This is a genomic window from Daejeonella rubra (genome assembly GCF_900103545.1).
GTDB classification, from domain to species: Bacteria; Bacteroidota; Bacteroidia; order Sphingobacteriales; family Sphingobacteriaceae; genus Daejeonella; species Daejeonella rubra.
This window is the reverse complement of record NZ_FNHH01000019.1, coordinates 25,891-38,644: the sequence shown is the minus strand read 5'-3', so window position 1 is coordinate 38,644 and position 12,754 is coordinate 25,891. Positions and strand designations below refer to the sequence as shown.

At 40.2% G+C, this 12,754-nt stretch carries 11 protein-coding genes; 3 read left to right on the top strand and 8 right to left on the bottom strand.

Features of this window, described 5'->3' with window-relative positions; all coding sequences use genetic code 11:
• The first annotated feature begins 29 nt into the window (after positions 1-29).
• On the top strand, positions 30-2,228 hold the full coding sequence (locus tag BLR27_RS12845; protein ID WP_090705481.1) for a B12-binding domain-containing radical SAM protein: 2,199 nt from the start codon (positions 30-32) through the stop codon (positions 2,226-2,228).
• Between the two features lie 4 nt (positions 2,229-2,232).
• On the opposite strand, the gene BLR27_RS12840 is transcribed toward BLR27_RS12845, so the two are convergent.
• A complete protein-coding gene (locus tag BLR27_RS12840; RefSeq protein ID WP_090705479.1) occupies positions 2,233-2,601 on the bottom strand; it encodes a hypothetical protein in 369 nt (122 codons plus the stop codon).
• Between the two features lie 87 nt (positions 2,602-2,688).
• Positions 2,689-4,242 (bottom strand): M20/M25/M40 family metallo-hydrolase, encoded by a 1,554-nt coding sequence (locus tag BLR27_RS12835; protein ID WP_090705477.1) that lies wholly within the window; start codon positions 4,240-4,242, stop codon positions 2,689-2,691.
• A gap of 177 nt (positions 4,243-4,419) precedes the next feature.
• On the opposite strand from BLR27_RS12835, the gene BLR27_RS12830 reads away from it, so the two are divergent.
• Positions 4,420-5,559: a carbohydrate-binding family 9-like protein gene (locus BLR27_RS12830; protein ID WP_090705476.1), complete on the top strand. Its 1,140-nt coding sequence runs from the start codon at positions 4,420-4,422 to the stop codon at positions 5,557-5,559.
• A 36-nt stretch (positions 5,560-5,595) separates the two neighbouring features.
• Here BLR27_RS12830 and BLR27_RS12825 read toward each other — a convergent pair whose 3' ends face one another.
• On the bottom strand, positions 5,596-6,351 hold the full coding sequence (locus tag BLR27_RS12825; protein ID WP_090705474.1) for a YdcF family protein: 756 nt from the start codon (positions 6,349-6,351) through the stop codon (positions 5,596-5,598).
• Between the two features lie 284 nt (positions 6,352-6,635).
• Between BLR27_RS12825 and BLR27_RS12820 the strand changes: the two genes are divergently transcribed.
• The gene (locus tag BLR27_RS12820; protein ID WP_090705472.1) at positions 6,636-7,574 is read left to right on the top strand and encodes a PorP/SprF family type IX secretion system membrane protein; all 939 of its coding nucleotides are present in this window, start codon (positions 6,636-6,638) and stop codon (positions 7,572-7,574) included.
• A gap of 17 nt (positions 7,575-7,591) precedes the next feature.
• Here the strand turns inward: BLR27_RS12820 and BLR27_RS12815 are convergent, their stop codons facing one another.
• Genes BLR27_RS12815 through BLR27_RS12795 form a run of 5 tightly spaced genes read right to left on the bottom strand, consistent with a single transcriptional unit; the run spans position 7,592 to position 12,682 of the window.
• Positions 7,592-7,873 (bottom strand): ATP-dependent Clp protease adaptor ClpS, encoded by a 282-nt coding sequence (locus BLR27_RS12815; RefSeq protein WP_090705471.1) that lies wholly within the window; start codon positions 7,871-7,873, stop codon positions 7,592-7,594.
• Positions 7,874-7,913: 40 nt separating this feature from the next.
• Positions 7,914-8,300: a RidA family protein gene (locus BLR27_RS12810; RefSeq protein WP_090705469.1), complete on the bottom strand. Its 387-nt coding sequence runs from the start codon at positions 8,298-8,300 to the stop codon at positions 7,914-7,916.
• 8 nt (positions 8,301-8,308) lie between these two features.
• Positions 8,309-9,202, bottom strand: coding sequence for an SDR family oxidoreductase (locus tag BLR27_RS12805; RefSeq protein WP_090705467.1), 894 nt, complete (start codon positions 9,200-9,202; stop codon positions 8,309-8,311).
• A gap of 1 nt (position 9,203) precedes the next feature.
• Positions 9,204-9,971 carry an enoyl-CoA hydratase/isomerase family protein gene (locus BLR27_RS12800; RefSeq protein ID WP_090705466.1) on the bottom strand — a complete coding sequence of 256 codons (768 nt, stop codon included), beginning with the start codon at positions 9,969-9,971 and terminating at the stop codon, positions 9,204-9,206.
• 2 nt (positions 9,972-9,973) lie between these two features.
• Positions 9,974-12,682, bottom strand: coding sequence for a carboxypeptidase-like regulatory domain-containing protein (locus tag BLR27_RS12795; protein WP_090705464.1), 2,709 nt, complete (start codon positions 12,680-12,682; stop codon positions 9,974-9,976).
• Between the last annotated feature and the right edge of the window lie 72 nt (positions 12,683-12,754).

Genomic DNA, 12,754 nt, shown 5'->3' with positions numbered 1-12,754 from the left:
AATCGCAGAATTCATTCAATAGCAAAGAATTGGCAAACAAGATATATCTAATTACACCGCCCTTTACGCAGTTAAATACGCCTTATCCGGCAACCGCCTATTTAAAGGGATTTCTTAATACAAAAGGTATCTCCTCGTATCAGTCAGATCTGGGCATTGAGGTTATTTTGGCTCTTTTTTCAAGTTCCGGCCTGAATGAGCTGTTTGATCAGATTAAAGTACCAAACACTGAGCTGAGTGAAAATGCCCAACGTATAATTGCTTTGAAGGAGCATTATGTCAATAAAATTGATGCTGTGATCTCCTTTTTACAGGGACATAACCCAACACTTTCTCATTTGATATGCCAGGAAGATTTCCTGCCTGAGGCATCCCGGTTTGAACAGCTTGAAGAGCTTGAATGGGCCTTCGGTACCATGGGGACTCAGGATAAGGCTAAGCATCTGGCAACACTTTTTTTAGAAGACATTTCAGATCTTATCATAGAATGTGCTGATAGCAATTTTGGTTTCAGCAGGTATGCAGAACGTCTTGGAAGGTCTGCGTCAAGTTTTGATGAGCTTTATGATGCTCTGCAGCAAGAACTAACATTTACAGATAAGCTTTTGATCAAGCTCCTGGATCAAAAGATGAAGATCGTAGTTCCGGAAATAGTTTCACTATCAGTACCCTTTCCGGGAAATCTATATGCTGCCTTCCGTATCGCTCAGTGGCTGAAAATAGAGTATCCAAACGTTAAAATTGCCATGGGTGGTGGCTTCCCAAATACTGAATTACGATCTGTCGCTGATGTACGTGTTTTTGAGTTCATGGATTTTATTTGCCTCGATGATGGTGAAGCTCCCATTGAGCACCTTTGTGAGCTTCTTGATGGTAAGCGAAAAATATCGGAACTGAAAAGAACATTTGCATTAATAGATGGAAAGGTTACCTATTGCAATCGAAGTAAATCGCCTGATTACAAGCAATTTGAAACCGGTACTCCTGATTATAGCGATCTGTTTCTTGATCGTTATATTTCTGTAATTGAAGTTGTCAATCCGATGCATCGCATGTGGAGTGATGGACGGTGGAATAAGCTTACGATGGCTCATGGCTGTTATTGGGGAAAATGTACTTTCTGTGATATTTCATTGGATTATATTAAGATATATGAACCCATTGCTGCCTCATTGCTTTGCGACAGAATGGAACAATTGGTAGATCAAACAGGGGAACGGGGTTTCCATTTTGTAGATGAGGCTGCACCTCCAGCTTTAATGCGCTCACTGGCTCTGGAAATACTGCGCCGTAAGCTAACTGTTACCTGGTGGACCAATATCCGATTTGAAAAGAGCTTTACGAAAGACCTTTGTCTGTTGTTGAAGGCTTCCGGATGTATTGCCATTTCAGGCGGATTGGAAGTGGCCTCAGACCGTTTGCTCGAACTTATACAAAAAGGTGTGAAGGTGGAACAGGTAGCCCGGGTATGTCATCATTTTACGGAAGCAGGTATCATGGTTCATGCTTACCTGATGTATGGATTTCCTACGCAAACTGCTCAGGAAACCATCGATTCACTGGAAATGGTCAGGCAAATGTTTGATGCAGGAGTATTACAGTCGGCTTTCTGGCACCAGTTTGCGATGACTGCTCATAGCCCTGTGGGGATGTACCCTGAACAATTCAAGGTGGAAAAGGCTTGTGGAACTACCGGTACCTTTGCGAATAACGATATCGGACATGTTGACAAGATCGGTACAGACCATGAACTGTTCAGCTATGGATTAAAGAAATCATTGTTTAATTATATGCATGGTATTTGTTTTGACTATCCTTTGCAGGAATGGTTTGAACATAAGGTACCTAAGACAAAGGTTGATCCTCAGTTTATTATGAAATCTTTGTCGAAAGAAGAGTCATTCCTTATCAAGCCTGATGCAAAAATTGTCTGGCTCGGTACAAAACCTGTGATCGATTATTTTACCAAAAGTAAAAAGGGCAGGCAATGGGAGATGGCAGAGCTAAAATTCTTTGATAAGAAGGGGAGCTTTAGCATACAACTTGAAAAAGATCAGGCCGATTGGCTGCTTAAATTTCTGCCACTTGCAGGCATAGAAAATGCAGAATTGATGACTTTTAAAAAAGCGAAAGAGAATTTTGAAACCAGCTTAAATATCGATTTTGAACCTTTTTGGTATGGGAAGGCCATAAATGCCCTGAGGCAGGGCGATCTGTTGGTATTGTAAATTTTTATTTTTTGTAGCGCGATCCGCATGCTTCGAAACAACCTCCGCTAATCTCCAGTGAATTCCCGCTGAGTTTATAGCTTAGAATTGTTGGTGTGCCATTCTGATAAATGAATTCAATCTGTTGATTATCAATCACCCTGTACTGTTTAAAATTTGTAAAATTATTACCTGAGATCGTTCCATCTGCATTTATTTGGAGGTATGAATCACTGTTTTTTACAGATACCCATTTGCCGCTTCCATCACCCGGATCGGCAAGTGTTTCAGTTAACTTCCATTTACCGGTTAGCGAGGTTTCTGAGCCAGATTTTTCGCATGCAGTCAGAGAAAGAATAATAAATACAAGGATCAGGTTGTGGAGGTTTTTCATATTTATTTTTCTTAGTCTGAAAAAACAAATATACCGAATATTATGAATGCTGACAGGATTCATAACCCTGTCAGCATTCTTAATGAATTAGTTCACACCACCTTTACGGATTGGCTGACGGGTAGCTGGCCAGCTCATCGGTTGACCAGTACGTGGGTTTGTAGGTAATACACTTTTTACGGTTGATGATTTTGCCGGATCTTCACTGGCCATATATGCTAATATTGCCGTTAGAATGGCATTGTTCTGAACATCATCAAATACAATCTTATCGTATGTGTCACGGTTGGTATGCCAGGTATAGTTTCCATAAGCCCAGCTTAATGAGCTTAAAGAGAATGCCGGAGCACCTGCTGCAACGAATGATGCATAATCAGATCCGCCACCACCCGGAGTTCCCGGGAAGCTTGTTTTGATCTCTGAACGAATGTCAGTAGGTACTGGATTAAGCCATCTGTTCAGGTACTCATAGGCGTGCAAAAATCCTTGTCCTGAAAGGTCAACTACTCTACCTGTTCCATTATCCTGATTGAATACAGCCTGAATGTTTTTTACGATCTCAGGATGATCCTCAACGAATGCTCTTGAACCATTCAAACCCTGCTCTTCACTACCCCAGTGTCCTACCAGGATCGTTCTTTTTGGGTTTGGATAGATCTTTTTCAATATCCTCATCGCTTCAAGCATGGTGATAGTACCGGTTGCATTATCTGTGGCTCCTGTGCCGCCATCCCATGAATCGAAATGGGCTGAAAGGATCACATATTCTTCAGGCTTTTCAGTTCCCTTTATTTCAGCTATAGTGTTGAACGTTGGCATCATTCCCAGTTCTTTTGAATCTGCACGTATGCTGATCTTTGGTTTTATTCCTGATTCAGTTAGACGGTATAACATTCCATAATCTTCCAATGAAATGTCTACAGTAGGTATTTTTGTACTTTGTGCTCCAAATATTTTATTTACACCGAAACCTGCCGACCAGTTGGAAGCCACAATACCTGCTGCGCCTGCCTTTTCAATGGCCAATGCCAGACTTTTTGGATTTAGTCCTGTTTTGCCGATACGATTACGCCAGGCTGTACTAGCATTTGAACGTTCAGATTTCATTTTTTCGAGTGATTCTTTGGTTGCAAATTCTTCCCAGTTTCTATCATCTCTTCCTGTAGGCTGCTGCATGGATATCATCACGAATTTTCCTTTTACAGATGGAAGCCAGTTTTGAAAAGCAATTGAGTCGGCTACGTCTGCCAGTATGATCGTTTCGGCAGTAACTGTTTTACCTGAAGTTGATGGACTCCATGCCAGTTGCATTCCCTCCAGGGATTCTACCCGTGGATGCACCATATCTATATGAGTTATTCCTCTTTCCCATCCGCGCCATTCACCCCATTGTTCATTTTTTGCAGATATACCCCAACTCTGGTATTTTGAAACAGCCCAATCATGAGCCTGCTTCATTTGTGGTGTACCAACAAGCCTCGGACCAATACCATCAGTCAGCTCCTGTGCAAGTTTTTTCAATTGTGAGTTTTCGGTCGCCTCTTTTATAATTCCCTGTACAACAGGATCTTTACTTTGGGCATAAACAAGATTCCCCGATAGAATCAGGGAACAGGAAAATAGGAATAAGGATTTTCTCATGAAATTAAATTGGTTAATTATAAATTGATTAGGATAACGAAGATATTAAAAAGCATTAATAAGAGAAAATAGCAATATTAATGATACAATGTGCCTTTTAATACATATCTGTATCACAGTCTTCATAAAATTTCAATAATTCTTCTTATTTTCCATCCCCAATCATTAGTATATAAAATGTTATTCAAATCAAAATCTCAACTAAAATTCCAGAATTTATCTTTTCTGTGTTGCTTTTTATTCGTCAATAGTTTTTCAGGCTTTTCGCAATCTAAATTTTCTGGCAAGGAGGATCTTTTGTCTACTCCAGGGCAGTATACTGTTGTTTTTAATCCTGCAGCTCCTGTTGTTGATGGAAAGTTAAATGATGCTGTATGGCAGAATGTGCCATGGACAGAGTACTTTAAGGATATAGAGGGAGATAAAAAGCCAGCGCCAACATGGAATACCCGTGCTAAAATGACCTGGGACGAAAAAGGACTTTATATTGCTGCTGAATTACTGGATCCGCATGTTTGGGCCTACCTTAAAAATTATGATGATATCGTATTTTATGATAATGACTTTGAAATTTTTATTGACCCTGATAATGATACTCACCGGTATTATGAATTTGAAGTCAATGCGCAAAATACCATGTTTGATTTATTCATGCCGAAGCCTTACCGGAATGGAAGTGGTGCGATGATCGTGTATAATGCTCCCGGTATGAAGTGGGCAGTAGATGTACAGGGAACGCTTAATGATCCTTCTGATATTGATAAGGGCTGGACTACAGAGATATTTATTCCATTTTCAGCTATGCCATTTGCAAAGAACCAAAATGCCCCCGTTGACGGTGATTTCTGGCGAATTAATTTCTCAAGGGTGGAATGGGATACCGAAGTTAAGGATGGAAAATATGTAAAGAAGAAGGATGCAAATGGCAAAAACCTTCCAGAGCATAACTGGGTATGGTCTCCACAGGGGGTGGTTAATATGCATTTTCCGGAGCGCTGGGCTTATCTGTTTTTCAGTAAAAAAGCTTCCGGAGCATCAGAAACTACATTTTCAATTCCTTATAGTGAAGAGCAGAAGAAACATTTGTGGCATGTCTATTATCTTCAGAAAGACTATTTCCAGAAAAATAGGTCGTATGCAACTGACCTGAGTAAACTCGGAATTAATGATCTTGACTTCAGTATCAATGGGGAAGATAATAAGCTTTGGATGGAAGCAACCAGCAGGCAGTTTATGGTTTATATCAGTAGTGGCGATGATGTTTACATTGTAAATGATGAAGGCCTTGTTCAATTATTAAAGCAGAACCGGAAATAGGCAGTTCAAAATTGAGCAGATTACATGCTGTCCGGTTTAATTATACCCTCTTATTTTGTACATAATAATACCAGCTATTTCGTGCATTAAAATTTCCCATTTGATTATATTATTTGTGTTTGGGATAATGAAATCATCAAGTGTATGAGGAGGCTTGTTGTAAAGGCGGTCTGTTGGATGGATGTCAACATTCATTCCTACTGTTTCAAAACAGCCCAAAGCTCTCCTCATATGCCATGCGGATGTAATCATTACGGCAGTTTTTAAATTAGCCGTTTTCATTATTTTTTTGCTTTCTACGGCATTTTCGTATGTATTTCTTGACGCAGTGTCGATCAGTACTACAGAGTCAGGTACCCCGCAGTTGTCAACCAGAAAAGCTTTTGCAAGGACAGATTCACGTGTGTCATCTACCAGACTGCCGCTTCCCCCGCTTAGAATAATTTTCTTAACGAATCCTCTTTTATACAGAATCAGGCCCTCTGTAAGTCTGTCGGCTCCTTCTCCAAAACTATAGCTATTATTAGTCTTGTCGGCACTCATGAAGCCTCCTAGAATTATCACGGCATCATAGCTTTTCGGACTTGTTGTTTCAGCTTTCAGTTCCCAAACATTTAGTAATTGATTTATAATGAATGGATTGCTGAATAGTAAAAGCAATCCAATAGCAATCATGAGGAAACGCTTTCGTATGGAAGGAACTTTTGATAGCAGCGAAATTATTAGCATACCCAATAATATAATGGTGGGTGATATTAGAAAGCTAAGGATCTTTGAGAGTATGAAAAACATGTCTGTTTATTTTAGAACCAGTAGATATTATATCTCGCAAGCACTCACAAATTAAGTTAAAAATTATTGAATTAAGTCAGGGTTAAATGGATACGAATATTCTGTTCTATTGGTCATAAATGTAACTTTTTCGCTTATAAAGCGTAAAAACAGTCAGTTACTATGTTTTTGGGATGCCGTTGAATTGCTTAACAATTCTTTACTCAAAGTCCATTTTCGAGTATTTAAAAAACCAAGGTTCTGATTGGAACCGGACGATTTGATGATTTTAACAATCTGATTAGATGAAATTTCAGTCGAGGGCAATATTCCCCATCTTACTTGCTCTACTGGTTTCCATTATTGGCCATACTTCTTTAATGGCCCAGCAAAAAGCCATGTTCACTCAATATATGTTCAATGGATTGGTGATCAATCCTGCATATTCTGCGATGGATGAGGCAATAAATGTCACTGCTCTGGCAAGACAACAATGGGTTGGTTTTACTGGTGCACCTAATACTCAAACTCTTTCTGTTCATAGCCCAATAAAACAATCAAACACCTCTGTTGGATTTATATTTTTGAGAGATCAGATCGGTGAAGTGATTAGTGAAAATGGTGTTTTGGGCACGCTGGCACATAAAGTGGAGGTGGGCGATAATACTTTCTTTGCACTAGGTTTGAATGGAGGTATTGGCAAATATGTTGGTCAATATAGTTTGACTGGTAGTGCTTCTGCGGCATTTGACCCTGTTTTTGCTGATCAGAACTCGCTAAGAGGAAGTTTAGGTTTTGGTTTGATGTTCTTTTCACAGAAATTCTATGCTGGATTTTCATCTCCCTATTTTTTTAATCGGGACCTGGGAACCAGTACTTCTACCTATACAGCCTACAAGCCTCATTTTATTTTGCAGGGTGGATACCTCAAGGATCTGGGGGAAGATATAAAATTTAAGCCAAGCGTAATGGTCAAGTATGTAAATGGCTCACCTGTTCAGGTAGATCTTAATGCAAACTTTCTGTTGAAGGAAACTTTATGGATCGGTGCTTCCCTGCGGTCAATGGATTCAATAGACCTGTTAGCTGAAATGCAGCTTACGCCTAATATACAGCTCGGCTATTCTTATGATTTTACAACTTCAAAACTTGCAGCAGTTGAAAAAGGTTCTCATGAAATTGTCTTGAACTTTCGAATTCAACCAAGAAGAAGCACCAGCTCATTGCCCCGCTGTTATTTTTAAGAGTCCGGTTTTTTGATTTAGTCGACACTAACGCTAAGGCCTTCTTGTTGTAAGATCTTACGATAAACCTCAACTTCTGTGAAAGATCCTTCCAAGACGGTGCATTTCCCATCATTATGCACAGTCCATGCGATGCGTTCAGCTTGTTTTTCGCTATAATCAAGATATTTCATCAGGCAGTTGATGACATGTTCGAAGGTATTGGTGTCATCGTTCCAGAGTATAAGGCGATGGTTAACTTTTAACGCTGCTAAAACTTCTTCAAGCGTTAGTGTTTCTTCCTGTACCTGTGTTCCCATTCTGCAAATTACGTAATTCCGATTCGAATTATAAAACGGACTATTCCTGAATTATTGCAGTGACCTCAATTTCAATGAGCAGTTCGGGGTCGATCAGCCGGCTTACCTCGATCATGCTTGTTGCAGGTTTTATATTTCTGAAAAATTCGGCATGTGCTCTGCCCGCTTCTTCCCATTTACTGATATCGGTAACATACATCCTGGTACGTACGATGTCATTCATTGATGCACCAGCTTCCCGGAGGATTTTTTCTATTTTCTGAAAGATGAAAATAGTCTGGCTATAGAGGTCGCCTTTGCCAATTACTATTTCTCCATCAACGGATGTGGTACCTGAAATCTCAATTTGATTACCAATACGCACGGCTCTACTATAGCCTACAATGTCCTCCCACACGGCTCCTGATGATATATTGACGCGTTTCATCCTGATTATTAACTTCCTTTAGCCGATCGGGTCATCATTTCCAGCATATCCCACATCTCGGGGGTAATTGCCTCAAGTCCATTAAACTGACCTGCTCCCTGTAACCATTCTCCTCCATCAATAGTGATCACTTCACCATTAATATAACCCGAAAAATCGGACATCATGAAAGCAGCCAGATTTGCAAGCTCCTGATGATCTCCAACACGTTTAAGCGGAACCCGGTTCTTAAAATCAAATTTTTTCGCCATGTCTCCGGGAAGGAGTCTGTCCCATGCCCCTTTAGTTGGAAATGGGCCGGGCGCAATGGCATTATTTCTGATGCCGTATTTCCCCCATTCAGCGGCCAGTGAACGAGTCATGGCAAGTACACCACCTTTCGCACAGGCAGATGGAACGACATATCCAGATCCTGTAAATGCATAAGTAGTAACGATATTTAAAATTGTACCTGCTTGTTTTTCTTTGATCCAGTGTTTGCCTACTGCCATGGTACAATTTGCAGTACCTTTTAATACAATATCGATGATCGTAGAAAAGGCATTGGCTGAAAGACGTTCAGTAGGTGAAATGAAGTTCCCTGCTGCATTGTTTAAGAGTCCGTTCACCTGACCGAAAGTTTCCAGTGTTTGTTTCAGAACTTCCTCCACCTCTTCCGGCTTACGTACATCACATTGAACCGCCAGTACTTTTGCACCTCCTTTATTGCTGACAGCAGCTTCCTGTTCCATTTCTGCTGCAGTTTTAAGGAGCACATCCATCTTTCTGCTGGTGATCACCACATTCGCGCCCAGTTTAAGAAAATAAGTGCTCATGGCCCTTCCCAGACCGGTTCCTCCGCCTGTAACAATTATTGTTTTACCACTCAGGGCATCATCACGTAACATGGGTTCATTATACATATCAGGCCGATTTTTGTTGAAGATTTTGAATAATTGTTTTCAGGATAGAGCGGGTAGATGGTGACCACCACTGTGCCAGCATAGGCCTTAGCATTTCAGTTGGATCTGTACTTACCTTTTTTAGCAGCTCTTCGCGCATATTCATTTTGCTTTGCTGCCAGGTATTACGTTCCAATTGAATATAAGTAAGCATTTTACGCTCAGCAGCATGTAAAATACTTTCCGGGTTGACCACTTCATCGATCAAACCAGTGTTTAATGCTTCCTGAGTATTCAACAGCTTTCCTTCCAATAAGAAGCGATAAGCATTTGGCTGACCAAGCCAGAATGAATAAAGATGAAAAACGCTCTCCGGAACAATTATGCCTACCGGAACTTCATTCAGTCCTATAATGAATTTACCTTCAGCCATTATTCTGTAATCACAACAAAGGGCAAGCACGCAACCACCTGCAGGGCTATGTCCGCTGATGGCAGCAATCATTGGTTTTTTGAAGGAAACCAATGCCGTTACCAGGTCTAAAAAGTCGATCCAGAAGCTTTTTATTGTTTCCTCATCATAATCATAAAGCTCAATAAGGTCAAGGCCGGCAGAGAAAAAACCATCCTTGCCAGTCAAAATAAGGCCGGCAATCGAATCGTCATTTTCAATGTTCCTTATCATCTGATGAAGCTCAGCAACCATTTCTGCGTTAATAGCATTTGAACGGCCGCGATTTAATGACAGAACCGCTATTTTATCTTTTATATTAACTTTTATCGTGTTCATATTTATTTAACGCTATATCTGAATATTTGTCTGCCTATTGTTCCATCAACATTTATTCCCTCAACAATAGCTTTGTAATTTCCTGTTCCATCTGAATTGAAGAACTCAACACTGGCTTTTCCGGTCGAGTCACTGATCACATTCGGATTCCAGTAAATGGTTGTCCGGAGGTCGGCGATCTTTGAATTGATTTCCGGATCATCATAGTTCGGTGAATAGAACTCGCGCCCTTTATAATAGCCCTTAGGGTTGTACCCCATAATTCCGGGTGCATAGGTTCTGTAATCTCTGTTATTCTCACCACGCTTTGTATTTATAATAAGAACCCCGCCACCACCTCTCATTCCATAGATTGCAGTAGTGGCACCGCTTTTTAATACTTCAATGGACTCAACATCATTCGGATTTATGGATGAAAGAAACTCAGGTTCCAGGTAGGCTCCATCAAGGATCAGTTGCATAGGTACAGGCCCCGAGAAGGAGCTCATGCTTCTGGTGGAGTAAACCATGCCGTTCATTACCATAATTCCTGCAACCCTTCCCTGTAAGCACTGGGCTATGTCAAAACAGTTTTGCAGCTGCTCAGCTCTTATAATGGCATCGGCTCTGCCTGCTCCATTCAAATTAGATGAGTTTTTTACTGCCACTTTCGTATCAACCACTTTAACCTCATCCAGCAGAATATTTCTGGCGATCAGACCATTTCTTCTTAGATCATCATACTGTGCACGGCTATTTTTCAGGTAGGCGAACATCGATTTATTTACGTTGACCTCCAGCATTGCCTCATTCTTGTTTTTTGTTACCAGTTGAGCTGGAATTCTATCGAGGAGGATCTCAACATTTTTCTTGTCCTTTTCATTCCTTGCCTGAACAATGAATTTTGTGCTATCATTAAAATAGAGATTATCAAATCTAAATACTCCATTATTATCGGTCAGTGTATCCAGTAAAAATGAAGTTCCTGATGAAGAGAATAGAGTTACTTTGCCTCCAATAACAGGCTTGCCAGTCAAGGAGGTCACTTTTCCACTAACCTGCATACTCTTTTCCGGCTGATAAACCAATGATGGATAGTTGTTTGATAAGATATTTTTCCACTCGAAGCGACGCCAGCCCTGTGTTAATAAGAGGTTGTCGAGTTCCCGAACTTTATCTGCATTAGTTTCAGTGAAATAGTAGTTTGGCTGCTCAATGAAACCTTTCAGATCTGAACTAAGAAGCAGATTCGAAATAATACTCGTTTCGCTTGCTTCATCAACAGGAACTTTTGTTTCATCCACGATCGCAATTGAAAAACTACCAAGTGTAGGTTTGCCTTTTGGATCGTTTACATCCAGCATGATCTTTACCTTTTCTCTTTTTTGGAACTCAGGTTTATTGGTGCTGAGGTTTATTTTAAGAAAATCTGAGTGATTGATAAAAACAAGACGCTCTGCAACAGGCTCATTCTTAGGGGAGAACAGCGTTAATTGCAGTATGCCGGTTGGAAAACGTGATTTGGGTATTGCGGCACTGAAAGTACTGCTATTCATCTTGTTTTTTGATACAAACTGTACTTGTCCGTTACTTTGTGCTACAAGCGTAAGTTCTGAATCCGGCTGATCCATCTCAGTTGTGGAGACCCTTATTTTGAGTTCGTTCGGATCAGAATTGTCAGTAGTTAATACATAACCCTGTGCCTTAACCTTTGGGAGTGGAATAGCTTTTTCTGAGCCATCTTCAAAGGTAATATGTGCTGTATAGGTATTTGAAACGACTGGCTTTATTTTGAAAGAGCCCATTCCGGCATGTTCTGATTTAAATTCGCTGATCCTGACATTATTTTGGTCAGAAATGTATCCGCTGACAGCAATACCAAGACCATCAGAGCCAAGTGCTTTGAAGGCAACCCGTGTACTGATCCCATTGATCATATCTCCGCCTTCCGGGAAAAATTTTACATCGGTCTCGTTTGATGTGGATTTAACAGGGAAATTTTTACTGGCACTGATCTTATCATCCAGACGGATAGTAGTCAGGATCTTTCCGGATTTTAATATAAAAGGCTGATTATTCACGAAACTGATCAGTAGATTACCTTTTGAATCTGTTATTCCCTTTCCTTTCAGGATAGTTCTGAAATCCAGGACCACCTGATAAGTGACTTCTTTATTTACCAATGGCTGACCGGCCATATCGGCGTAGTTTAAACTAGCCATCACTTTCTGCCCTTTTGGGTCTTTACTGTAGGTATAATCTGCCTGAGTAAGTACAGTATTTGAAATGGAATTGCCTATGGTAAAGGTTTTATCAAAAAAGTATTCTTCACCAAAATTCCGCATCCAGTTAGTATAGGCCCGTATCCTGTAATTACCCTCTTTTAACGAGTCGGTAAGAGAGAAATCACCCCAGGTTAGCCCCATTTCTATAGGCAAGGCTAAGGATTGTTTCACAGAATCTTTATCATTGATCAATTCTACATAAAGGATCTTGCTCAGATCTGATAATTCATTCTTCTCAGCAGTAACCACATAGGCCTTGAACCATATATTATCCCCGATGGCATAATATGGCTTATCCATGTGAAGATGTATTTTTTCCTGCGGGTATTGTAATCGATATTTTTCGATCTGCTGGAGTATTTTTTTCAGTGGTTCATCATCCCTGACAAAACCCAAAACAACTATGGATGCTATTATAGAAAATAGTATAACAACGTATTTTTTCATAATTTTCTTTAGAAAAAGTAAGCCTGAAAATTCCAAAAGGCATGAGTTTTTTTATTCAACATGATGGTCAGT

Excerpts from the sequence above, each read along its gene's own strand:
- BLR27_RS12840 (WP_090705479.1), bottom strand. The coding sequence starts at position 2,601 with ATGAAAAACCTCCACAACCTGATCCTTGTATTTATTATTCTTTCTCTG.
- BLR27_RS12835 (WP_090705477.1), bottom strand. The coding sequence starts at position 4,242 with ATGAGAAAATCCTTATTCCTATTTTCCTGTTCCCTGATTCTATCGGGG.
- BLR27_RS12830 (WP_090705476.1), top strand. The coding sequence starts at position 4,420 with ATGTTATTCAAATCAAAATCTCAACTAAAATTCCAGAATTTATCTTTT.
- BLR27_RS12825 (WP_090705474.1), bottom strand. The coding sequence starts at position 6,351 with ATGTTTTTCATACTCTCAAAGATCCTTAGCTTTCTAATATCACCCACC.
- BLR27_RS12820 (WP_090705472.1), top strand. The coding sequence starts at position 6,636 with ATGAAATTTCAGTCGAGGGCAATATTCCCCATCTTACTTGCTCTACTG.
- BLR27_RS12815 (WP_090705471.1), bottom strand. The coding sequence starts at position 7,873 with ATGGGAACACAGGTACAGGAAGAAACACTAACGCTTGAAGAAGTTTTA.
- BLR27_RS12810 (WP_090705469.1), bottom strand. The coding sequence starts at position 8,300 with ATGAAACGCGTCAATATATCATCAGGAGCCGTGTGGGAGGACATTGTA.
- BLR27_RS12805 (WP_090705467.1), bottom strand. The coding sequence starts at position 9,202 with ATGTATAATGAACCCATGTTACGTGATGATGCCCTGAGTGGTAAAACA.
- BLR27_RS12800 (WP_090705466.1), bottom strand. The coding sequence starts at position 9,971 with ATGAACACGATAAAAGTTAATATAAAAGATAAAATAGCGGTTCTGTCA.
- BLR27_RS12795 (WP_090705464.1), bottom strand. The coding sequence starts at position 12,682 with ATGAAAAAATACGTTGTTATACTATTTTCTATAATAGCATCCATAGTT.